At 58.1% G+C, this 23615-nt stretch carries 20 protein-coding genes; 5 read left to right on the top strand and 15 right to left on the bottom strand.

Annotated elements, in window-relative coordinates:
* Positions 1-115 (top strand): hypothetical protein (locus tag CBW22_RS23515; RefSeq protein ID WP_141097362.1); only part of this gene is annotated, 115 nt, incomplete at its 5' end.
* 262 nt (positions 116-377) lie between these two features.
* Here CBW22_RS23515 and CBW22_RS23520 read toward each other — a convergent pair.
* The 3 genes from CBW22_RS23520 to guaB all read right to left on the bottom strand — a co-directional run bounded on the left by CBW22_RS23520 (position 378) and on the right by guaB (position 4994).
* The gene (locus CBW22_RS23520) at positions 378-1568 is read right to left on the bottom strand and encodes a tyrosine-type recombinase/integrase (protein WP_088518029.1); all 1191 of its coding nucleotides are present in this window, start codon (positions 1566-1568) and stop codon (positions 378-380) included.
* A gap of 306 nt (positions 1569-1874) precedes the next feature.
* The gene (gene guaA / locus CBW22_RS23525) at positions 1875-3455 is read right to left on the bottom strand and encodes a glutamine-hydrolyzing GMP synthase (RefSeq protein WP_021506569.1); all 1581 of its coding nucleotides are present in this window, start codon (positions 3453-3455) and stop codon (positions 1875-1877) included.
* A 72-nt stretch (positions 3456-3527) separates the two neighbouring features.
* Entirely contained in the window at positions 3528-4994 is a 1467-nt protein-coding gene (gene guaB, locus CBW22_RS23530; RefSeq protein WP_021506568.1) for an IMP dehydrogenase, read from the bottom strand.
* Between the two features lie 168 nt (positions 4995-5162).
* Between guaB and xseA the strand changes: the two genes are divergently transcribed.
* From xseA to CBW22_RS23550, 4 genes are all read left to right on the top strand, one after another.
* Positions 5163-6530 (top strand): exodeoxyribonuclease VII large subunit, encoded by a 1368-nt coding sequence (xseA, locus tag CBW22_RS23535; RefSeq protein ID WP_058770878.1) that lies wholly within the window; start codon positions 5163-5165, stop codon positions 6528-6530.
* Positions 6531-6655: 125 nt separating this feature from the next.
* Positions 6656-7669, top strand: a complete 1014-nt coding sequence (locus CBW22_RS23540) for a M4 family metallopeptidase (RefSeq protein ID WP_088518030.1) — start codon at positions 6656-6658, stop codon at positions 7667-7669.
* Complete coding sequence (locus CBW22_RS23545; protein ID WP_021314501.1) at positions 7666-7995, top strand: protealysin inhibitor emfourin; 330 nt, start codon at positions 7666-7668, stop codon at positions 7993-7995. The genes CBW22_RS23540 and CBW22_RS23545 overlap by 4 nt, the downstream gene beginning before the upstream one ends.
* 102 nt (positions 7996-8097) lie before the next feature.
* Positions 8098-8280, top strand: a complete 183-nt coding sequence (locus CBW22_RS23550; RefSeq protein ID WP_071813581.1) for a general stress protein — start codon at positions 8098-8100, stop codon at positions 8278-8280.
* Positions 8281-8366: 86 nt separating this feature from the next.
* Here CBW22_RS23550 and CBW22_RS23555 read toward each other — a convergent pair whose 3' ends face one another.
* From CBW22_RS23555 to pbpC, 12 genes are all read right to left on the bottom strand, one after another.
* Entirely contained in the window at positions 8367-10805 is a 2439-nt protein-coding gene (locus tag CBW22_RS23555; protein ID WP_021506565.1) for a glucose/quinate/shikimate family membrane-bound PQQ-dependent dehydrogenase, read from the bottom strand.
* Positions 10806-11134: 329 nt separating this feature from the next.
* Positions 11135-11362 (bottom strand): zinc ribbon domain-containing protein, encoded by a 228-nt coding sequence (locus tag CBW22_RS23560; protein ID WP_088518031.1) that lies wholly within the window; start codon positions 11360-11362, stop codon positions 11135-11137.
* An 85-nt stretch (positions 11363-11447) separates the two neighbouring features.
* The gene (gene der, locus CBW22_RS23565; protein ID WP_021506563.1) at positions 11448-12938 is read right to left on the bottom strand and encodes a ribosome biogenesis GTPase Der; all 1491 of its coding nucleotides are present in this window, start codon (positions 12936-12938) and stop codon (positions 11448-11450) included.
* A gap of 176 nt (positions 12939-13114) precedes the next feature.
* A complete protein-coding gene (gene bamB / locus CBW22_RS23570) occupies positions 13115-14296 on the bottom strand; it encodes an outer membrane protein assembly factor BamB (RefSeq protein WP_058758300.1) in 1182 nt (393 codons plus the stop codon).
* Positions 14297-14315: 19 nt separating this feature from the next.
* Positions 14316-14933 carry a YfgM family protein gene (locus CBW22_RS23575; protein WP_021506561.1) on the bottom strand — a complete coding sequence of 206 codons (618 nt, stop codon included), beginning with the start codon at positions 14931-14933 and terminating at the stop codon, positions 14316-14318.
* Between the two features lie 39 nt (positions 14934-14972).
* Positions 14973-16247, bottom strand: coding sequence for a histidine--tRNA ligase (hisS, locus tag CBW22_RS23580; protein ID WP_031279395.1), 1275 nt, complete (start codon positions 16245-16247; stop codon positions 14973-14975).
* Positions 16248-16352: 105 nt separating this feature from the next.
* The gene (ispG, locus tag CBW22_RS23585; RefSeq protein WP_021506559.1) at positions 16353-17474 is read right to left on the bottom strand and encodes a flavodoxin-dependent (E)-4-hydroxy-3-methylbut-2-enyl-diphosphate synthase; all 1122 of its coding nucleotides are present in this window, start codon (positions 17472-17474) and stop codon (positions 16353-16355) included.
* 38 nt (positions 17475-17512) lie between these two features.
* The gene (gene rodZ, locus CBW22_RS23590; RefSeq protein WP_088518032.1) at positions 17513-18535 is read right to left on the bottom strand and encodes a cytoskeleton protein RodZ; all 1023 of its coding nucleotides are present in this window, start codon (positions 18533-18535) and stop codon (positions 17513-17515) included.
* Positions 18525-19259 carry a type IV pilus biogenesis/stability protein PilW gene (pilW, locus tag CBW22_RS23595; protein WP_058770850.1) on the bottom strand — a complete coding sequence of 245 codons (735 nt, stop codon included), beginning with the start codon at positions 19257-19259 and terminating at the stop codon, positions 18525-18527. The genes rodZ and pilW overlap by 11 nt, the downstream gene beginning before the upstream one ends.
* Before the next feature lie 75 nt (positions 19260-19334).
* Positions 19335-20504 (bottom strand): bifunctional tRNA (adenosine(37)-C2)-methyltransferase TrmG/ribosomal RNA large subunit methyltransferase RlmN, encoded by a 1170-nt coding sequence (locus CBW22_RS23600; RefSeq protein ID WP_021506556.1) that lies wholly within the window; start codon positions 20502-20504, stop codon positions 19335-19337.
* 188 nt (positions 20505-20692) lie between these two features.
* Positions 20693-21124, bottom strand: a complete 432-nt coding sequence (ndk, locus tag CBW22_RS23605) for a nucleoside-diphosphate kinase (RefSeq protein ID WP_021506555.1) — start codon at positions 21122-21124, stop codon at positions 20693-20695.
* Positions 21125-21293: 169 nt separating this feature from the next.
* Positions 21294-23612 (bottom strand): peptidoglycan glycosyltransferase PbpC, encoded by a 2319-nt coding sequence (pbpC, locus tag CBW22_RS23610; protein WP_303396009.1) that lies wholly within the window; start codon positions 23610-23612, stop codon positions 21294-21296.
* Between the last annotated feature and the right edge of the window lie 3 nt (positions 23613-23615).

The raw sequence follows: 23615 nt of genomic DNA on the forward strand, positions 1-23615 counted from the left end.
GTGTAACTTAAGAGTTATTTGTGATTATCTTGCAGGCACTACAGATGATTACGCAACGAGACTTTATCATAAGATATTCACGCCATCCTCTGGCTCCATCTTTGATAAGCTTTAGCTTTGTCAAAATAAAGTGGGGCAGGTTATCGCCTCACATTATAATTATTTTCTAAAATAATCGTGAAGAAACATGCTTTAGAAAGCGAGCTAACTTAGCTTGGATTTTCATATATATAACATTCATATCTTTCTTAATTCATACACTTTATGACGACATAATCGTCATATCAATGAATATGAAATAATCCATAAATTTTAGCAGCTAAAATTTCTTTTGATGCAGAGCGAGGATGGTATCTAGCTAATAATATGATTATTAACTACTTTCTCGCCCATTCATCAATCATATTTGCCCAATCTTGCAGCATCTCTGATCTCTGCTCGCGGTACTCGGCCTTGTTATAAACAGCTCGTACCCCCTTTTGTTCATGGGCAAGGCACTTCTCAATCCAGTCAGTATTGTACCCAGCCTCATGTAGTAGGGTGCTGGCTGTACGCCGTAAGTCATGAGGACCGAACTTTGGCAATGACTGACCTTCTTTCTGTGCCTGGCGATACGTCAGTGTCAAAACCCGGTTTAAAGTAGCGCTACTCATTGGCGCATCGGAATCGTACCGCGAAGGAAGGATAAAATCAGAGGCACCGGCAAGGGTTTTGAGAGCAATCATAATATCCATTGCCTGTCTGGAAAGAAAAACCAAATGTGGATTACGTCGTTTCATCCTCTCCTTTGGTATCGTCCATAATGCCTCACTAAAATTAATCTCATTCCAGGTTGCGTTAGTAAGCTCACTTTTACGTACCATCGTTAACAGCCAAAGTTTAACCGCTGCTCTGATTGATGGCGTCGTTCCTACCCGTTCCATGTACCGATACATCAAACCAATTTCAATTGGCGTCAATGCCCTGTCACGAGGCTCAAATTTCGCTATGCTTGCAGGCCGTACCAGATCAGCGGGATTCTCAACCTTCTGACCGCGCTCAATAGCCCAGCGATAGACTTGCAATACAATCTCTCTGGCGTGCACAGCTGTCGCCGGTGCCCCTCTCTCGACAATGTTATCAGTTAATGCGCGTAAATCTTCATGTGTAATCTCGGTCAATTTCTGCTGCGCAAATTTTGACTTCAACTCCCTTTGATAAACCGAACGCCGCATATCACGCGTCGATTCAGCCATTTGATAGCCGCGTAACCATTTCTCAGCCCATGCACCAAAAGTCTCAGCATCTTTGATACGCGCTTTATCTCTAGCTTTTTCCCTCGCTGGCGATCTTCCACCGGCAACCATTTTTTTAGCTTCATTGAGCCGTTCACGCGCTTCTACAAGCGTGATCCCTCCCACACCATAGCGGCCAAAAGTAACGGTCTCCTGTCTTCCGTTTATTGAATAGTTATAACGAAATGAGATCGTTCCAGCCGGAGTGACCGCAACATACAGACCATCACGGTCATTAACTTTATAGAGTTTCTCCTTCGGCTTAAGGTGACGCAGCCTGGTGTCAGTCAACATGGTTTATTGTTTTCCTTTATCAAAAAATACCATGTTGTAAAAAATTCAGAAAATTTATTTAACTATCTGTTTTAATCGAGTTATAAAAAACAAATACCATAACTCAACCGAAATTTGTCACATGGTACTTTTTCAAACCTGAATTCAAAACCAGAGAGTACCATCAAAAATTCCATTGAAAAAAACCGTGCTTCCCGTTGTTAACAGCTGCCAGAAAGTGCCAGACAAAAAACAAAAAAGCCCGCAGTTACGCGGGCTTAGAGGTGCTTTACTGCTTTTACGTGCAGGCTGTTGCCAGAAGCTAAATCATTCCCACTCAATCGTCGCAGGCGGTTTACCTGAAATGTCATAAACCACGCGTGAAATGCCGTTCACTTCGTTGATGATGCGGTTGGAGACGCGGCCGAGGAAGTCGTAAGGCAGGTGCGCCCAGTGGGCCGTCATGAAGTCGATGGTTTCGACAGCACGCAGGGAAACCACCCAGTCGTATTTACGGCCATCGCCCATTACGCCGACGGAGCGCACCGGCAGGAACACGGTAAAGGCCTGGCTGACTTTGTTGTACAGATCGGCTTTACGCAGCTCTTCGATAAAGATGGCATCAGCACGGCGCAGCAGGTCGCAGTACTCTTTCTTCACTTCACCCAGTACGCGCACGCCCAGACCCGGGCCCGGGAATGGATGGCGGTACAGCATGTCGTAAGGCAGGCCGAGTTCCAGACCGATTTTACGCACTTCATCTTTGAACAGCTCTTTCAGCGGCTCAACCAGGCCCATCTTCATCTCTTTCGGCAGACCGCCCACGTTGTGGTGCGATTTGATCACGTGCGCTTTACCGGTAGCTGAAGCCGCCGACTCAATCACGTCCGGATAGATGGTGCCCTGCGCCAGCCATTTCACGTCGGTCAGCTTCAGTGCTTCTTCGTCGAACACTTCCACGAACACGCGGCCGATGATCTTACGTTTGGCTTCCGGATCGTTCTCGCCCGCCAGCGCGTCGAGGAAGCGCCCTTCTGCCGCAACGTGCACGATGTTCAGACCAAAATGGTCGCCGAACATGTCCATCACCTGCTCAGCTTCATTCAGACGCAGCAGCCCGTTATCAACGAACACACAGGTCAGGCGCTCGCCAATCGCGCGGTGCAGCAGCATCGCGGTCACGGACGAGTCCACGCCGCCGGACAGGCCGAGAATCACACGGTCTTCACCCACCTGCTCACGGATGCGCTCTACCGCATCTTCGATGATTTTGGCTGGCGTCCACAGCGCTTCACAGCCGCAGATGTCGCGCACAAAACGCTCCAGCATGCGCAGGCCCTGACGGGTGTGCGTCACTTCCGGGTGGAACTGCACGCCGTAGAAACGCTTCTCTTCGTTGGCCATGATGGCAAACGGGCAGCTTTCGGTGCTGGCAACCGTCACGAAGTCTGCCGGGATCGCCGTGACTTTGTCACCGTGGCTCATCCACACGTCGAGTAGCGGTTTACCCGCCGCGCTGATGGCATCTTCGATATCACGCACCAGCGCGCTCGGGGTTGTCACTTCAACCTGCGCATAACCAAATTCACGCTCGTTCGAGCCTTCAACCTTACCGCCCAGCTGCATCGCCATGGTCTGCATGCCGTAACACACGCCCAGCACCGGCACACCAGCGTTGAACACATATTCCGGCGCGCGCGGGCTGTTGTGCTCGGTGGTGCTTTCCGGGCCACCGGAGAGGATGATGCCGTTCGGGTTGAACTGGCGGATTTGCTCTTCGGTGACATCCCACGCCCAGAGTTCGCAGTAGACGCCCAGCTCACGCACGCGGCGCGCGACCAGCTGCGTATACTGAGAACCAAAATCGAGGATCAAAATACGATGTTTATGAATATTTTCAGTCGTCATTGAGGCGTTTCCATTGGGATGGACTTAATAATAAAAGCGCCCGGCTGGAGCCGGGCGGGAAATCTTACGGGATTATGAACCCATGCGGTAGTTCGGTGACTCTTTGGTGATGGTCACATCGTGCACGTGGCTTTCGTTGATCCCGGCGCCGCTGATGCGCACGAACTCGGCTTTGGTGCGCAGATCGTCGATGGTCGGGCAACCGGTCAGGCCCATGCAGGAGCGCAGGCCGCCCATCTGCTGGTGCACGATCTCTTTCAGGCGGCCTTTATAGGCAACGCGCCCTTCGATACCTTCCGGCACCAGTTTGTCGGCGGCGTTATCGCTCTGGAAGTAGCGGTCAGACGAGCCTTTGGACATCGCGCCCAGTGAACCCATCCCGCGGTAGGATTTGAACGCACGGCCCTGGTAGAGCTCGATTTCGCCCGGCGATTCTTCGGTACCGGCCAGCATGGAGCCAACCATTACCGCCGACGCCCCCGCGGCGATGGCTTTGGCGATGTCGCCAGAGAAACGGATACCGCCGTCAGCGATGACCGGAATACCGGTGCCTTCCAGCGCTTCAACCGCGTCGGATACTGCCGTGATCTGCGGTACGCCAACGCCGGTAACGATACGGGTAGTACAGATGGAGCCCGGGCCAATGCCCACTTTCACCGCGCTCACGCCCGCGTTAGCCAGCGCCAGTGCGCCTGCACCGGTCGCCACGTTGCCGCCGATGATTTCGAGGTCCGGATATTTTGCGCGGGTTTCACGGATACGCTGCAGCACGCCTTCGGAGTGGCCGTGCGAGGAGTCGATCAGCAGCACGTCAACGCCCGCAGCGACCAGCGCATCAACGCGCTCTTCGTTGCCGGCACCGGCACCCACTGCGGCACCGACGCGCAGACGACCCTGCGCATCTTTACAGGCGTTAGGTTTACGCTCGGCTTTCTGGAAATCTTTAACGGTAATCATGCCCAGCAGGTGAAAGCTGTCGTCAACAACCAGCGCTTTCTCGACGCGTTTTTCGTGCATTTTCTGCAGCACGACTTCACGCGCTTCACCCTCTTTCACCGTCACCAGGCGCTCTTTCGGCGTCATGACCGCGGTCACCGGCAGCGTCATATCGGTCACGAAGCGCACGTCACGACCGGTAATGATGCCCACCAGCTCGTTGTCGGCGTTGACCACCGGATAACCGGCGAAGCCGTTACGTTCGGTCAGCTCTTTCACCTCGGCCAGCGTGGTGGTTGGCAGCACGGTCTGTGGCTCCGTTACGACGCCGCTTTCGTGTTTTTTCACCTTGCGAACTTCATCCGCCTGGCGCTCAATCGACATGTTTTTGTGGATAAAGCCCAGACCGCCTTCCTGCGCCAGCGCAATCGCCAGACCGGCTTCGGTCACGGTGTCCATCGCTGCAGACAGCATAGGAATGTTGAGACGGATGTTTTTGGTCAGCTGGGTGCTGAGATCGGCCGTGTTGGGTAAAACAGTGGAGTGAGCGGGAACGAGCAGGACGTCGTCAAATGTGAGGGCTTCTTTCGCGATTCTTAACATTGCAATATCTCCACCTGGGGCGTTTAAAACAGATAAAATATTGCCGCGGCATTATACAGGCCGAAATCGGTTGCCTCCAGTGTTTTTTCGGAAAAAGTCTTGATCCTCCGGGGCAGGCATGTAGTATCGGTTAATTAACCCTCTGATTTGAAATTTGATCCTCATCACATGTCGCTACCGCCAACCGCCAATATTTTTACTGTCAGCCGCCTGAACACCACGGTGCGCCAACTGCTGGAAAATGAGATGGGCCTGGTGTGGCTCAGCGCTGAAATTTCCAATTTCACTCAGCCCGCTTCCGGTCACTGGTACTTCACTCTGAAGGACGATGGCGCGCAGGTGCGCTGTGCCATGTTCCGCAACAGCAATCGACGCGTCAGCTTTCGCCCGCAGCACGGTCAGCAGGTGCTGGTGCGCGCCAGCATCACGCTGTATGAGCCGCGCGGCGACTATCAGCTGATTATCGAAAGCATGCATCCGGCCGGTGAAGGGCTGCTGCAGCAACAGTTTGAGCAGCTGAAAGCCCGGCTGGCGGCGGAGGGGCTGTTCGACCAGCAGTTTAAACAACCGCTGCCGGAGCCGGCGCGCCAGGTGGGCGTGATCACCTCCGCCACCGGCGCGGCATTACACGACGTGCTGCGCGTGCTGCATCGCCGTGATCCCTCGCTGCCGGTGGTGATCTATCCAACCGCAGTGCAAGGCGTTGATGCGCCCGCCGCCATCGTGCGCGCCATCGAGCTGGCCAACCAGCGTGACGAGTGCGACGTGCTGATCGTCGGGCGCGGCGGCGGTTCACTGGAAGATCTGTGGAGTTTTAACGACGAGCGCGTGGCGCGGGCCATCTTTGCCAGCCGCCTGCCGATCGTCAGCGCCGTTGGGCATGAAACCGATGTCACCATCGCCGACTTTGTTGCCGATCTGCGCGCGCCGACGCCTTCTGCCGCTGCCGAACTGGTGAGCCGCAACCAGATCGAGCTGCTGCGCCGTTTGCAGTCTCAGCAGCAGCGCATGGAGATGGCGATGGATTATTACGTGGCGCAGCAGCAGCGCCGCTTCACCCGGCTGCAGCATCGTCTGCAACAGCAGCATCCGCAGCTGCGCCTGGCACGGCAGCAAACCACGCTGATTCAGCTGCAGCGTCGTCTGCAGGAAGCGGCCGACCAGCGGCTGCGCCTGGCGCATCGCCAGCAGGATCGCCTGCTGCAGCGCCTGCAATCCCAGCAGCCGCAGGGACGTATTCTGCGCGCTCAGCAACAGTTACAGCAGTGGCACTACCGGCTGCAGCAGGGCATGGAAAAACAGCTCAATCACAGCCGGCAGCGTTTTGGTACGCTGGCAGCACAGCTGGAAGGCGTAAGTCCGCTGGCGACGCTGGCGCGCGGCTTTAGCGTCACCACCGATGCTCAGGGCCAGGTGGTGAAAAAGACCCGTCAGCTGCATACCGGCGATCTGCTGCGTACCCGGCTGGATGATGGCTGGGTGGAGAGTCAGGTGACGGCGTTACAACCACAGAAGACGCGCAGCCGTAAGGCGTGATAATCTTTTCAGCCGCATAAATGGTTGATAACCCCCCGTAAATCGCGCGGGCTGCAGACGCAGCGGCGCGCGATTGATAAGCGGGTCTATACTTTCTGACATACCCATCAGTCAGGGAGTCCGACATGCCTTACAGCGTTATTCCTCCGTATATTCTGCGAAACATCATCGATAACTGTTCCGGCGCACAGCAGGATTACGCGCGGCGCACCCTCACCCACGTGCAACAGCTGATGGCGGAACATCCTCACACCACCAGCGCAGCCAGCACCGCGCAGCCCGGCAGTGTTTTGCGCGCTATCTACGATGCGGGTAATACGCAAAATCTGCCTGGCACCCTGATCCGTGAGGAAGGCCAGCCCGGTAACGGTGACGTCGCCGCCGACGAAGCGTGGAACTATCTCGGCATCACTTATGATTTTTACTGGCAGATCTACCAGCGCAACTCGCTGGACAACAAAGGCCTGAAACTGGATGGCACCGTGCATTACGGCAGGGAATACCAGAACGCCTTCTGGAATGGCCAGCAGATGGTATTTGGCGACGGCGACGGTGAGATCTTCAATCGCTTTACCATTGCCATTGATGTGGTCGCGCACGAGCTGACGCACGGCGTGACCGAAACCGAAGCCGGGCTGATTTACTTCCAGCAGGCGGGTGCGCTCAACGAATCGATGTCCGATGTGTTCGGCTCGCTGGTGAAGCAGTATCACCTTAAGCAAAGCGCCGATCAGGCCGACTGGATCATCGGCGAAGGGCTGCTGGCGGCGGGTATTAAGGGCAGCGGCCTGCGCTCGATGTCCGCGCCCGGTACCGCCTATGACGATCCGCTGCTCGGCAAAGATCCGCAGCCTGCCGATATGGATCACTATATCGACACGCGCGAAGACAACGGCGGCGTGCATCTTAACTCCGGCATTCCTAATCGCGCCTTCTATCTGGCGGCGACCGCGCTGGGCGGCTTTGCCTGGGAACGGGCCGGTCAGGCATGGTACGACACGCTGTGCGATAAGGAATTGCCGCAGGATGCCGACTTCAGCACCTTTGCGCGCTTTACCGTACAGCATGCCGCAAAACGTTTTGATAATACGGTGGCACAGGCGATCCAGTCCGCGTGGCACGAGGTAGGTGTAAGGTGAATATTCAGCTGACCGATGACGCCATCATTGAGCTGGCGCGTGAAGGCGGCATTGCATTTATCCCCGGCCTGCGCAGCGAGCGGCGATTTGCGCTGGCGCAGCTGCCGGAACCGCAAAAGCAGCGCGTGTGCAACGTGCTGGAGCAGGCGCTGCCGCTCGGCGAACCGGAGGAACAGGCCGCCAGCATCGGGCGCGGCGACCAGCGCTATTTCCGCATCCAGATTAGCTACGCAACTCACCGCGAAGCCGGAACGATTGTGATCCTGATTCCGGAAAACGTTGCGCCTCCTGAACTGCAGGCGCTGTGGCGCGATGGCGAAGAATAACTTAGACAGTTCCCACAGCATCGCCGTAACTAACTGACTATACTGGATAACGTGGCTAGCTAGTCCACATCAAAGAAAATACCCTTAGATGAGGTCTCTGCTATGACACAAACCAAGCAACGAGGCGGTGCCGGGAACTTTGCAGAGGACCCGGAGCGCGCCAGGGAAGCCGGTAGCGCGGGCGGCAAAGTCAGTGGGGGCAATTTCAGGAACGATCCTGAGAGAGCCAGGGAAGCTGGAAGAAAAGGAGGTCAAAAAAGCCGTCGCCCCTCCAAGCAGAAGTAAGTAAGGATCCTTACAGGAAGGAGTACGCCACGGAAGGTTAATAAAAAAGGCCGACATCATGATGTCGGCCTTTCTTTTACTGCGGCTTACTTGCTGTCGGGCAGCGCGTAAGCAATCACGTAATCACCGCGATCCGGCGACTGACGCGCACCGCCTGCAGAGATCAGGATGTACTGTTTGCCGGTTTTCGGCGAAACATAGCTGATTGGTCCGCCCTGGCTGCCCACCGGCAGACGTGCTTTCCACACTTCTTTACCGGTTGAGCTGTCGAAGGCGCGCAGGTAGTAATCCTGGGTGCCGGCAATAAATACCAGACCGCCCTGCGTTGCCAGCGTACCGCCCAACGTCGGCATACCGACCGGCATCTGCGCATGCATTTTGATACCAAACGGACCGGTATCCTGCACCGTACCCACCGGCACCTGCCACACAATCTGACGGGTCTTCATGTCGATGGCCGACAGCGTACCGAACGGCGGTGCCTGGCATGGAATGCCCAGCGGCGACATGAAGCGGTTTTTGTTTACTGCGTACGGCGTGCCTTTCAGCGGTACCGCACCCATGCCGGTGTTGATGGCTTCACCGCCGTTGCTGGCAGCCGATTTGGTGGTGTCCTGCGGAATCATCTGCACCCACAGGCCGAGACGCATATCGTTAACGAACATGTACTGGTTGTTCGGATCGAACGAGATGCTGCCCCAGTTCATGCCACCGAGCGAGCCCGGGAAGCTGAGCGAAACATCAGTGTCCGGCACGGTGAACAGGCCGTCATAACGCATGCCTTTAAAGGCAATACGGCAAGCCAGCTGGTCAAACGGCGTCGCACCCCACATGTCTGACTCGGTCAGTTTCTGATTGCCAATGTTTGGCATTTCTACCGAGTGCGGCTGAGTTTTGGTGTACTGCTCGTTCGGGATATGGCCCTGCGGCATCGGCAGCTCTTCAACTTTGGTTAAAGGCTTGCCGGTCAGGCGATCCAGCACCCAGATCATGCCGGTTTTCCCGCCGATCACCACCGCAGGTTTGGTGGTGCCGTCCTTCATCGGGAAGTCCACCAGGCTCGGCTGCATTGGCAGGTCGAAGTCCCACAGGTCATTGTGGACCGTCTGATACACCCACTTCTCTTTACCGGTGGTCGCATCCAGCGCCAGCACCGACGCGCCATATTTGTGATCCAGCGCGGTACGGTTGGCACCCCACAGGTCCACCGACGAGCTGCCCATCGGCAGGAACACGGTGTTCATCGCCGGATCGTAAGAGATTGGCGCCCATGAGTTTGGCGTGCTGCGGGTGTAATCCTGACCCGGCATCAGCACGGCATTCGGATCTTCATTGCCCGGGTCAAACGCCCAGCGCATCTGGCCGGTGATGACGTCGAAGCCACGCAGAACGCCGCCAGGCATGTCTGTCTGTACGTTATCCGCAACGCGACCGCCCACCACGACCGTGGTGCCCGCCACCTGCGGCGGCGAGGTCAGCTGATATTGCGGGTCCGGCGCGCTGCCAAGACCTTGCTTCAGATCGACCACGCCGTGGTTGCCGAAGTTTTCACACAGTTCACCGTTATCGGCGTTGATGGCAATCAGACGTGCATCGATGGTGTTCATCAGGATGCGACGCTGGCAGCTATCGCCCGCCGCCAGCGTTACCGCTGGCACCGGCGTGGAGCCCGGCTGCGTTGGCTGCTGTACCGGTTTGGTGGCATCAAAGTACGCCAGACCACGGCAGCGGTTCCACACCTGCGCCTGCGCATTGATTTCTCGCTTCCAGATCTGCTTACCGCTGTCGGCTTCCACCGCAATCACGTTGTTGTGCGGCGTACACAAATACAGGGTATTACCCACCTGCAGTGGCGTTTCCTGATCTTCTGCACCGTTACCGGTCGGGCTGATCGGCGTGTCGCCGGTATGGAACGTCCAGGCAACCTGCAAGTCTTTCACGTTGTCGCGGGTAATCTGGTCGATAGCGGCAAAACGGTCACCCTGCGGCGTACGGCCGTAGCTGCTCCAGTCCTGCTGCGGTTTGCTTTTATCTACCGGGATCAGCGGCAGTTGCTTGCCGGTGAAGGCCACGGTCGGATGCGGCTGGAACATCTGGACAAAGGTGACCACCATACCAACGGCAATCACCGCTGACAGCGCATACGAAAGCTTCGCCAGCGAGGCCTTGCCTTCACGCTTACGCAGCGCCGGCCAGGTAATAAACGCCAGCACCATCAGGCCGGCCGGCACCATCAGGCGCGACACCAGCGGCCAGAACTGCCAGCCAGCATCGTACAGCGCCCAAATCAGCGTACCGGCGAAGACCAGAATGAACAGCGTAACCGCCGAGGATTTACGGCGAAAGAACTGAATCGCCGACAGTAACATGACGATACCGGCAATAAGGAAGTACCAGCTGCCGCCCAGGGCCACCAGTTTACCGCCACCGATCGCGAAGAACAGGCCGATCGCCAGCAGGACCAGCCCGAATAACACGGACCAGAGACTCAACCCTTTACCGGGACGAGCGGAATTTTCTGCCATAACACAAACTCTCCTGAAAAAATAACGCGTGGCGGCCGGAATGCGGGAGCAGCCGGTCAATGTCCTCCTGACTGAGCAGGGACAGGAAGTTATCCGTTACGCTTTATTTTATATCTGTTGGTACGGGAGCTACGCCCGTTATGCAGCGCTTGTGAGCGAGGCCGCAGGATCAACATCCGCTGGCATTCGCGACAAGGCGGGCAGGATTGTACCATCCGGTACAATTAAAAGTGAACATCCATAACGCGGTAGTTACTGGTCAATAGCATTTTTGCTACAAACGCAGCGCGAAGCGAGCAGCCAGCGCCACTTCGCGCTATCGCAAACCCTCATTCCATGACGTCTTCCGGGCGATAATGCACGCGTCTGCTGGAGATCAGGCCGTGACCGTGGGTACAGAAATAATCTATGGCACCGCACGCTTTTAGTACCTGCAGCGGCTGCTGGCAGTCGGGACAGCAGGCCAGCGCGGTGAAATGACGCTGGCAGTGCGGGCAGTCGAAGCGCTGTTCGCTGTAAGTGAGCAGTTGCTGACAGTGAGGGCACGGGGTGAGCATGATGACTCCGGAATCGTGGCTGAGGATCGTGGTAAAACCGGATGTTACGTCAAAAAAAGAGGGCCCATCCGGGCCCTCATCATGTTTAGCGTTTGTTTTTCTTCAGATGCGATATCAGACGCTTACGCTTACGCTGCTGGGTTGGCGTCAGCAGGTTGCGTTTGCCCGCATACGGGTTATCACCCTCTTTAAACTGGATGCGAATCGGCGTTCCCATCACGTTCAGCGAGCGGCGGAAGTAGTTCATCAGGTAACGCTTGTAGGAATCCGGCAGATCCTTCACCTGATTACCGTGAATCACCACAATCGGCGGGTTATAACCACCGGCATGCGCATATTTGAGTTTCACGCGGCGGCCGCGCACCAGCGGCGGCTGATGGTCGTCAGCAGCCATGTTCATGATACGCGTCAGCATGGAGGTATTTACGCGTTTGGTCGAGCAGTCGTACGCTTCGGTCACGGATTCAAACAGGTTGCCCACGCCGCTGCCATGCAGTGCCGAGATAAAGTGCACGCGCGCGAAGTCGATAAAGCCGAGACGGAAGTCCAGCGTCTCTTTCACTTCATCTTTAATCTCCTGCGACAGGCCATCCCACTTGTTGACCACAATCACCAGTGAGCGCCCACTATTCAGGATAAAGCCGAGCAGCGACAGGTCCTGATCGGAAATGCCCGCGCGCGCGTCAATCACCAGCATCACCACGTTGGCATCTTCAATCGCCTGCAGCGTTTTGATGACGGAGAATTTTTCCACCGTATCAGTGATTTTGCCGCGCTTACGCACGCCCGCGGTATCAATCAGAATGTACTCGCGGTCATCACGCTCCATTGGAATGTAGATGCTGTCGCGTGTGGTGCCCGGCATGTCGTACACCACCACACGATCTTCACCGAGGATACGGTTGGTGAGCGTTGACTTACCTACGTTGGGACGCCCGACAATCGCCAGTTTGATCGGCAGACCGGTCGGATCGAAGGCTTCTTCCTCTTCTTCCTCCAGCGCTTCACCGTTCTCTTCGGCGGCTAACGCGGCCCAGTAAGCTTCGTTTTCGTCCTCTTCGCTGACTTCCCGCGGCGCGATATCATCCATCCACGGCAGCAGCGCGGTTTCCAGCAGGCTGGTGACGCCACGACCGTGCGACGCGGCAATCGGGTGAATCTCACCCAGGCCAAGCGCGTAGAAGTCCAGCACCGCAGCATCCGGATCGAGACCATCAGTTTTGTTGGCAACGAGGAACGTCGCTTTATCGCGCGAACGCAGATGATTGGCGATCTGCTGATCCGCCGGCATGACGCCAGCACGCGCATCAACTAAAAACAGCACCACATCGGCCTCTTCAATCGCCAGCAGCGACTGCTCCGCCATGCGGTTTTCCACGCCTTCCTCGGTGCCATCAATACCGCCGGTATCGATAACAATAAATTCGCGCCCTTCCACTTCGGCGCGACCATATTTGCGATCGCGAGTCAGTCCAGGGAAATCGGCCACTAACGCATCACGTGTGCGCGTTAAGCGGTTAAACAGCGTGGATTTCCCCACATTGGGACGCCCAACCAGCGCGACCACAGGTACCATAACACTTGCCTCAGTTTTAAAAATAAATCGCCCGAATGGCGTGATTATAACGGCATTTGCCGTCAGGTTCAGGCCGCAGGCGCCAAGAATATCATGCCTGACTAAAAACAGAACGGCCCCTGACGAATCAGGAGCCGTATCAATGCGTGCGAAACGCTGCCCGTCGGGCCATCGCCTTAACGGGTGATGGCGTAAACCTCACCGCCTTTCGCCTGGATCAGCAGCTTGTCACCGGCCACGACTGGCTCGGTCTGGAAGCCATCGCTGTCCAGTTTCTGCTGCGCCACGAAGCGGCCGTCAAGGGTGTTGATCCAGTGCACATAGCCTTCGCTATCGGCAACCACCAGGTAACCGTTGAACAGCACCGGAGACGTCAGGTTACGGTGCAGCAGATCGCTCTGACGCCAGATCGCCACGCCGCCATCGGCGTTGAGCGCAATCACGCGGTCATCCTGATCCACCAGATAGATGCGACCGGCATCGACGATCAGATCTTTGACGCCGCCGATTTCACGCTTCCACAGAATCTGACCGGAACGCAGATCCAGCGCCGTCAGGTTACCGTTGTAGGCCAGCGCATAGACCACGCCATTGACGATCACCGGCGTGGTGTCGACATCGTTAAGACGATCGATCTCGGTCGCACCGCTCGGCTGGGAGATACGCTGCTGCCAGATCAGCTGGCCCTGGTTCATGATCACCGCGCTGACGCGGCCGTTATCACCGCCAACAATCGCGCCACCGAACGCCACCGCAGGCGCCGATTCACCGCGCAGCGACAGCGCTGGCATATCCAGATTCACGCTCCATTTCACCGCGCCGCTGCTCTGATCGAGCCCCTGCAGCATACCGTTGCTGGTGTGAATCAGTACCAGACCATCGCTGACCACCGGACGCGACAGCGCTTCGCCAGCCACTTTGGTCTGCCAGGCAATGCTGCCGTCGCTGCTGTTCAGGGCAAATACCTGCCCCCGCTCGCTACCGATGTAGAGGCGATCGCCATTGGCCGTAATACCGCCAGACAGCAGTGCCGAAATGTTTTTCGAGAAGAAGCCGGTCTTCTCAGAGAGGTTCACTTTCCACTTCTCTTTGCCGTTGCTGGCGTCGAGCGCTTTCACGATACCGAAACGGTCGGCGGCATACACGGTGCCGTCCTGCCAGGCGGGATGCAGATTGGAGTAGAAATCACCCACGCCGTCACCGACCGAGGTGCTCCACGCGGTTTCCGGCGTGAACTGGTTTTCAACCTTCGGCAGCGGGGCCATTTTCACTACATCTTCTTCGCCGCTGAACAGCGAGCAACCGCTGAGCAGAGTGACTGACATCAGCCCTGGCAGCAGGTATTTACGTAATTCCATGTGCGCTCTCTTGACTGGCTTAACTTAAGTTATTCATCTTCATCTGCAGCATCTGCTTCAGCGCAGGAGAAGCCTGCGATTCCGCACCTTTGCTCCAGGCATCGCGGGCGCCCTGCTTATCGCCTTTGCTCAGCAGTGCTTCGCCACGAATGTCCGCCACAATGGCTGTCCAGCCATCACCCTTCACATTGTTCAGGGTAGTAAGGGCGGCATCGGCCTGATTTTGCTGCAGTTGAATGCGTGCCAGGCGCAGGTTGATCACCGCCTGCAGATTGGCATCTTTGGTGTCTTTCAGCCCGCTCTGTAACAGCGTGATGGCTTTGTCTAACTGATTGGCGGCAACGTACTGTTTAGCCAGATCCAGCGCGGCCAGCGCACCGTAGGTGTTGTTGTTCTCGCTGGCGAAGCTGGCGACCGCTTCCAGTGTCTGCGGCTTGTCTGCCTGCATGGCGCTGGTCAGCTGCTGATACTGCGCCGACGCGGCTTTGTCCGCTCCTTCCTGATGGCTGCTCCAGAAACGCCAGCCACCCAGTGCAGCAATACCGACGATGACCCCGACCGCCAGTGCTTTGCCATTATTGGCAAAGAAGCGACGCAGCGCATCAACCTGTTCGTTTTCGTTGCTGTAAACTTCCACGCAATCCCTCTCCTTAAAATGCCTGTTGCAGTGCTGCGCTTACTGCAGCAGCGTGTGCAGCGTCGCGGCGGCGTCGCTCTGCGCCAGCGTCTGCTGATCGCCGGTGCGCAGGTCTTTAATCACCACCTGGCCCGCTTTCACTTCGTCTTCGCCCAGCACCAGCGCAATGCGTGCGCCCCACTTGTCTGCACGGGCAAACTGCTTTTTGAAGTTACCGCCGCCGAAGTTGGTCATTAGCTTCAGCGCCGGGTCGGCATCACGCAGTTTTTCCGCCAGTTGCATCGCGGCGGACTGCACGCCCTGCCCCGAAGCGATAACATAGACATCAACAATGCGCGTCGGTTCAAATTCCGGATTCACCGCCTGCACCAGCAGCACCAGACGCTCGAGCCCCATGGCAAAACCGACCGCCGGCGTTGCGCGGCCGCCCAGTTGCTCCACCAGACCATCATAGCGACCGCCGCCGCACACGGTGCCCTGCGAGCCGAGGCTGCTGGTCACCCATTCGAACACGGTGCGGTTATAGTAGTCGAGGCCGCGCACCAGGCGCTGATTGATGCGGTATTTGATGCCGGCATCGTCGAGCAGCGCGCACAGGCCGCTGAAGTGTTCACGTGACTCCTCGTCGAGGAATTCACCCAGCGTCGGCGCGTCGTTCAGCAGCGTCTGAATATCCGGATTTTTGCTGTCCAGCACGCGCAGCGGATTGGTATACATGCGGCGTTTGCAATCTTCGTCCAGCACCTCTTTATGCTGTTCGAGGAAGGCCACCAGCGCGCTGCGGTAGTTGGCGCGCGCATCCAGTGAACCGATGGAGTTCAGTTCCAGCTCAACGTGGTCAGCAATACCCAGCGCTTTCCACCAGCGATGGGTCAGCATGATCAGCTCGGCGTCCACGTCCGGCCCCTGCAGGCCAAACACTTCGACACCCATCTGGTGGAACTGGCGATAGCGCCCCTTCTGCGGACGCTCGTAGCGGAACATCGGACCGATGTACCACAGGCGCTGCTCCTGATTGTACAGCAGACCATGTTCGATACCGGCGCGCACGCAGCCTGCGGTGCCTTCCGGACGCAGCGTCAGGCTTTCGCCGTTGCGGTCTTCAAAGGTGTACATCTCTTTTTCAACCACGTCGGTGACTTCACCGATCGCGCGGCTGAATAGTGGGGTTTGCTCGACGATTGGCAGACGGATTTCACTGTAGCCGTAGCTGGCCAGCACCTGCTTCAGGGTGCCCTCAATACGCTGCCAGATGGCGGTATCTGCCGGCAGGTAATCGTTCATCCCGCGAATCGCTTGAATATTCTTCGCCACGTTAGAATCTCTTAATACAAAAAAACCTGTCCGGCATCATACCTTATGAGGATGAAACCGCACAGGTTCAATCACAACTGGCGTGCGCCGGGCGCACACCGTCCTTTATTTTTCCAGCTGCTGCACGTTAATGCGGCGGCTCTCGTCCAGCATGGTGGCTTTCGCACGGATGCGCGCTTCCAGCTGATCGATCATGTCGTTGTTGTCGAGGCGATCGCGCTGGCGCACGCCATCTTCGTAGAAACCGCTTTTCTTGTTGCCGCCGGTGACGCCGAGCGTCGAGACCGTGGCTTCGCCGGGACCGTTCACCACGCAGCCAATGATCGAGACGTCCATCGGCGTGATGATGTCTTCCAGCCGCTCTTCCAGCGCGTTCACCGTGCCAATGACGTCAAACTCCTGGCGCGAACAGGTCGGGCAGGCGATGAAGTTGATGCCGCGTGAGCGGATGCGCAGTGATTTCAGGATGTCGTAGCCGACTTTAACCTCTTCAACCGGGTCAGCGGCCAGCGAAATGCGCAGCGTATCGCCAATCCCTTCCGCCAGCAGCAGACCAAGGCCGATCGCTGATTTCACCGCTCCCGCACGCGCGCCACCAGCTTCGGTGATGCCAAGGTGCAACGGCTGATCGATGGCTTTTGCCAGCAGACGGTAAGATTCCACCGCCAGGAACACATCGGAGGCTTTGACGCTCACTTTGAACTGGTCAAAGTTGAGGCGATCGAGGTGATCAACATGACGCATCGCAGATTCGAGCAGCGCCTGCGGCGTTGGCTCACCGTATTTTTCCTGCAGATCTTTTTCCAGCGAACCGGCGTTAACGCCGATACGGATCGGAATATTGTGGTCACGGGCGCAATCCACTACCTGGCGAATACGCTCGTTGTTACCGATGTTGCCCGGGTTAATGCGCAGGCAATCGACGCCGTACTCGGCCACTTTCAGAGCGATGCGGTAGTCAAAGTGAATGTCCGCTACCAGCGGCACGTTGACCTGCTGCTTAATCAGTTTGAAGGCTTCCGCCGCATCCATAGTGGGCACGGACACACGCACAATATCCACGCCGACGCGCTCCAGCTGACGGATCTGATTCACCGTGGCTTCGACGTCCGTGGTACGGGTGTTGGTCATTGACTGAACGGCGATAGGCGCGCCATCGCCAACCGGCACCTTGCCGACGTAAATACGTGTAGATTTGCGACGGATAATGGGTGCTTCGTTATGCATATTCTCTCTCCACAATTACCCGGAAAGCGCGCTGCGCGTTATTGCGCACCCAGCGTCAGACGGGCAACCTGGTTATTACGGATAAAACGACTTAAATCAACGGGCTGATTCTGATATTGCACGTCAACCGCACCCGGAGCGCCAATTTTCAGACGATACGGAGCGGTGCCGGACAGGCTGAGTTTACCGCCGCTACGTTGCAATCCGCTGAACAGCTTCTTACCGGTCGCATCGGTGACTTCCAGCCAGCAGTCAGCTTTGAAGTTCATCACCACGGCGTTAGGATCGCCCGCGGGCTGGCTGACGGCAGCGGTACCGGTTGGCATTGAGCCTGCCGGCACGCTGTTGGCCGGCGCCGGTGAGGTGGCCGCTGGCGGTGCGTTATCAATTGGCGCCTGGCTCGGCGACACCACTGCGTTGTCGCTGCTGGTTGCCGTGTTGCTGCTGGTCGCTGCTGGCGCACTGCTGGTACTGCCAGCGTTGTCTGGCGTGCTGACCGCACCGGCACCGGTGTCAATCGGCGTACCGGCCGCGTTAGTGTCGCTGTCGGTAGTGCTGTCCGTGCTGTTGTCACCCAGCGGAATCGACTGGCTGTTGTCGCTGTTGCTGCCGTTCTGGTCAGCCATCGACACCAGATCCGCCTGCGAGGCTTTATGGTTCTGCCACCACCAGGCGCCGGTCAGGCCGACCACCACGAAAATCACCAGCCAGGTGAAGATCATCAACCAGCCGTCACGCTTTTTACGACGCTTACCCAGTGAGAAGCTCTGCATCGGCTCAATTTTCGCCGCACGCACCGGAGCCTGCTTCGCCATCATCGGCAGCAGGTCATCTTCAGGTACATGCACCAGACGCGCATAAGAGCGAATGTAGCCGCGCAGGAAGGTCGAGGCCAAATCCGCCGGGGATTTATCCTCTTCAATATCACGCACGGTAGAAAGTTTCAGGCACAGGCGCTCAGCGACGTTTTGCTGGGTCAGCCCCATCTGCTCACGGGCCAGACGCAGGCGTTCACCTGTGGAATGTACTGCAGAATTCTCTTGAGTGGCTTCAGTATTCATTAGCTAAATAACGCTGGTACTGTATCGATTGTGGAAAACTTCGCGCCAACCGGTCGCCATAACGTGTAACGTCAGCAGCGTTTCCCTGTTGCGCGGCGAAACGTATCTGTAACCCCAGACTCTCTGCCGTTGCCGGCAAATGCTGATGGTAAACTTCTAAAAGCAGCGGCACTGAAGCCCACTGCTGCTGTTCAAGCCGTCGTTCCACTTCCGTCAGCAGCATACTGCCCTGCTCCGGTGCGGCATCCAGCGCGAGATCGAACTGCTGGCGCGCGGCGCGATCCTCTCCCGCCTGCAGGTAACAATAGCCCGAAAACAGCAGGGCATCCTGAGCGGCGTCGCTGTGCTGCGCTTCAGTTGCCAGCTTAAACTGTTGATGCGCTTCGTCATACTGCCTCAAACCGCAGAGAAACGCACCGTAATTGTTAGCCACATAACCATTCAGCGGCGCTAACTGCTGCGCGCGCTGGTAGTAATGGCGCGTCCGGGCGTTATTCTGCTGTGCCTGCGCGACGCGCGCAAGCGCCAGCGGCACCCGGTAATCGCGCGGCGCGGCCTGCTGCGCGCGCAGCAAATTGCGCTGCGCCGCGGCATAATCCTTCACCGCCAGATAGTGCAATCCCAGCTGCAGCCGGATATCAGCCGCGCCGTGCCGCGCCGGTGCTTCGACACACCCGGTTACAACAAAGCCGGCCAGCAGCGCGGCGGGTAATCCTTTACGCATCTCAGTCTCTCCCTGTCAGTTCAGCGCAGAGACTGCCATGCCTGACGCCCGATGCGTAGCAGCGGGCGCGATCTTTCAGAGCGCCTTCACAGAGATGGCTTCACCGGCCATTTTTTTACGCAGCGTACGCTTGGTGCGGTCGATAACATCGCCGGCCAGCTGACCACAGGCGGCATCAATGTCGTCGCCGCGCGTTTTACGCACGATGGTGGTGAAACCGTACTCCATCAGCACTTTGGAGAAACGGTCGATGCGGCTGTTTGAGCTGCGGCCATACGGCGCGCCCGGGAAGGGGTTCCACGGAATCAGGTTGATCTTGCACGGCGTCTCTTTCAGCAGCGCCGCCAGCTCATGCGCGTGTTCGGTGCTGTCGTTGACGTGATCCAGCATCACGTACTCAATCGTCACGCGGCCCTGATTGGCGTTGGATTTGCCAATGTAGCGCTTCACCGCCGCCAGGAAGGCTTCGATGTTGTACTTTTTGTTGATTGGCACGATGTCATCGCGGATGGTGTCGTTCGGCGCGTGCAGCGAAATCGCCAGCGCCACGTCGATCATATCGCCGAGCTTGTCCAGCGCCGGCACTACGCCCGAGGTCGACAGCGTCACGCGACGTTTGGAGAGGCCGAAACCGAAGTCATCCAGCATGATCTCCATCGCCGGCACCACGTTGGTGAGGTTAAGCAGCGGCTCGCCCATGCCCATCATGACCACGTTGGTGATCGGACGCTGGCCGGTCACTTTAGCGGCACCGATAATTTTTGCCGCGCGCCATACCTGACCGATGATTTCAGACACGCGCAGGTTACGGTTAAAGCCCTGCTGCGCGGTCGAACAGAATTTACACTCCAGCGCACAGCCTACCTGCGAGGAGACGCACAGCGTGGCGCGGTCGGCTTCCGGGATATACACGGTTTCTACCAGCTGATCGCCGACGCGAATCGCCCACTTAATGGTGCCATCGCTGGAGCGCATCTCTTCCGCCACTTCCGGCGCACGAATTTCAGCGCGCTGCATCAGCTTGCCACGCAGCACTTTATTGATGTCTGTCATCTGCTCGAAATCATCGCAGCAGTAGTGGTACATCCACTTCATGACCTGATCGGCACGGAACGGTTTTTCGCCCATCTCAACAAAGAATTCGCGCATCTGCTGACGGTTAAGATCCAGCAGGTTAATTTTTTCGTTTTTCGGGGAAACAACCACGGGGGAAGCGGACGACGGCGTCACAATCTGTTCGGACATAATGTTCTCTGGCCTCGTTGTTACACGTTACGGCTCTGGTTAAGAATAGGAAAAAAAACAGCGCCCTCGCTGAGCCAGGCTCAACAAGGGCGCATAATTGTACTACATCTGCTGCGTGATGCCAGGGGAACGTCTTAGCCACCGGTTACAAGGTGTAAAGACGCCTGTCCGCATCCGCTACCGCGCACTTAGCGGGTACGTGGGCAGACTTCGTTTTCTGCGAAGAAGTAAGCGATTTCGCGTGCCGCAGATTCTGCAGAGTCAGAACCGTGGGTGGCGTTTTCGGTGAAGCTGTCTGCGTAGTCAGCACGCAGCGTACCGGCCAGCGCGTTGTCCGGGTTAGTTGCACCCATCAGATCGCGGTGACGCTGGATAGCGTTTTCGCCTTCCAGAACAGATACCACAACCGGGCCAGAAGTCATGAACTCAACCAGACCATCAAAGAACGGACGACCTTTGTGCTCCGCGTAAAAGCCTTCAGCCTGCTCTTTGGTCAGGTGCAGCATTTTCGCACCAACGATTTTGAAGCCAGCGCTTTCGAAACGGTTGTAGATAGCACCAATCACGTTCTTAGCGACGGCGTTTGGTTTGATGATGGAGAAAGTGCGTTCGATTGCCATGATTACCTCTGATTAGCATCCTGAAGAAACCGGGAACCCGCTCCCGGTAAGAAAACGCGCCGATTATAGGGAGATCGGCGCGCCTTGCCTATGAGTGCAGAGAGGAATTATTGAAAATAATTGATTTCTGTCGGGGCAAACACGCAAAAAATATGCCATAGCGCTGCGTTTAGCCGCACGTGAAAGACACCGAAGCCAGCTGCCCGGCCTCATCCATCACCACCAGCTGATAGCGACCGGGCTCGCGCAGCACCAGCGAGGCGCTGCTTTTTCCCGCCGCCAGCTCCACTGGCTGCCCGTTTAAAAACCACCAGCGCTGCGTACCCTGCCCGCCCTGCACCGCCACCGGCAGCAGCAATACGGCCTTACCGGGCAGCGGCTGCACGCGCTGGCCATTGATCACGCCGGTCACCAGCAGCGGCGCGCTGTCCCCCTGATTCAGCGGCGGGCAGGTCGCATCCACTGGCGGCAGGCGCTGCGCCCGCCGTTCGCCCGGTGGCAGCCACGGCTCAAGCGGCAGCGGCCACATCACGCGTTCCCGGCTTTGCGCATCCGGACAATCCGCCGCCACGCGCAGCCCTTTGCTGTTTTGCCAGAAGCGCTGGCGTAAGCCATTGACGCCCTCCTGACCCGGCGCCAGCAGCGTTGGCGGCACGGTCTGATTCAACACCCAGCTGTAACGCCGCTGCCGGCAGTTCTCGTCGCCGGCGGGCAATGGCTGGCCGCCGGGCCAGCAGATACTGACGGCGCTGACCGTCGCCGGGCGCGGATCGCCGGGCACGCCGCGCGCCGGCAGGTGTCCCGCCAGCAGGTGATTAACCTGCTGCATCACCGGCACCGCCGATGCGTAACCGAACTGGCCGGCAACCGGCGTGGCATCCGGCCTGCCTACCCAGACGCCAATCAGATAGCGCGGCGTGATACCGACGCTCCAGGCGTCGCGATAGCCGTAGCTGGTGCCGGTTTTCCACGCCAGCGACACGATATCGGCAACCGCCCCGCTGGCGGCAGGCTGTGCCTCACCGGCGAGGATGCGGCGTACAATCCACGCCGCGCCGGGCGACAGTAACGGGCGCTGCAGCAGCGGCTGCTGCGGCAGCCAGCGCAGCTGCGCAGCATTACCGTGGCGGGCAAAGGCGCTGTAGGCGGCGATAATGTCGTCCAGCCGCGCGCCGGTGCCGCCCAGCACCAGCGACAGATTCGGTTCGCCGCCCGCCGGAAAGCGCAGATTCAGGCCGACGTTGCGCAGCCGCGCGGCGACGTTTTTCGGTCCAAGCGCCTCCAGCAGCTGCACCGCCGGCAGGTTGAGCGAACGCTGCAGCGCTTCGCTGGCGCTGACCGGGCCGTGAAAGCCACTGTCGAAATTGCCGGGACGATAGTCACCAAAGCGGCGTGGCACATCCTGCAGCAGCGATTCGCCATGAATCAGGCCATCATCCAGCGCCATGCCGTAGACAAACGGCTTGAGCAGCGATCCCGGCGAACGCACGCTGGCAATCATATCCACATGACCAAAGCGGCTGTCGTCATTGAAAGACACCGAGCCGACGTAGCCGCGCACCTTCATGCTGCTGTGGTCGACAACCAGCAGTGCCAGCGAGGTGCGCGGCGGCAGCCGGGTTTGCAGCGACGCAGCGAGGTTCTCCAGTTCGCGCTGCAGCGACACATCCAGCGTGGAGGTAATTTTGCTGTCGGGCGACAGCGACAGCAGCCGGCGTGCCAGCAGCGGCGCCAGCTGCGGCAGCTGACGCGGCGGCAGCCATACCGGCTCCTGTTTGATTTCGGCGACGGTCTGCGCCGGCCACACCTGATACTGCGCCAGGCGGTCCAGCACTTTATTGCGGGCAGCTTCAGCGCGCTGCGGCCAGCGGTCCGGGCGCAAACGGCTGGGTGCCTGCGGCAGCACCGCCAGCAGCGCCGCCTCGCCGCGGGTAAGCTGCGACGCCGGTTTGCCCAGCCACATCCAGCTGGCAGCGCCGACGCCCTCAACCGTGCCGCCAAACGGGGCGCGGTTGAGATACAGCGTGAGGATCTCGCGCTTCGACAGATGCCACTCCAGCTGCAGCGCACGCCACGCCTGCACCACTTTGCCACGCAGGTTACGCGGCTGCGGATCAATCAGCCGCGCCACCTGCATGGTCAGCGTGCTGCCGCCGGAGACAATGCCGTGCTGCAGCAGGTTTTGCCCGACGGCGCGCACTATCGCCAGCGGGTTAATGCCGGGATGGTGCCAGAACCAGCGGTCTTCGTAGGTCAGCAGCGCCTCAATATAAGCCGGTGACACCTCGTCCAGCGTCACTGGATAGCGCCACACACCCTGTCGATCGGCAAAGCGCCACAGCGGCGTGCCATCTTCCGCTACCACCACCCGCGCCGGCTGTAACTGGCGCAGCGGCAGCGGATCGAGCCGGTCCAGCAGCCATACTGCGCCCATCAGCAGCAGTAGCAGCAGCGCCAGCCCGCACAGGCGTCGGTGGCGCTGCGTCACGGG

The organism is Pantoea sp. VS1 (assembly GCF_002207995.1).
Taxonomy (GTDB): Bacteria; Pseudomonadota; Gammaproteobacteria; order Enterobacterales; family Enterobacteriaceae; genus Pantoea; species Pantoea dispersa.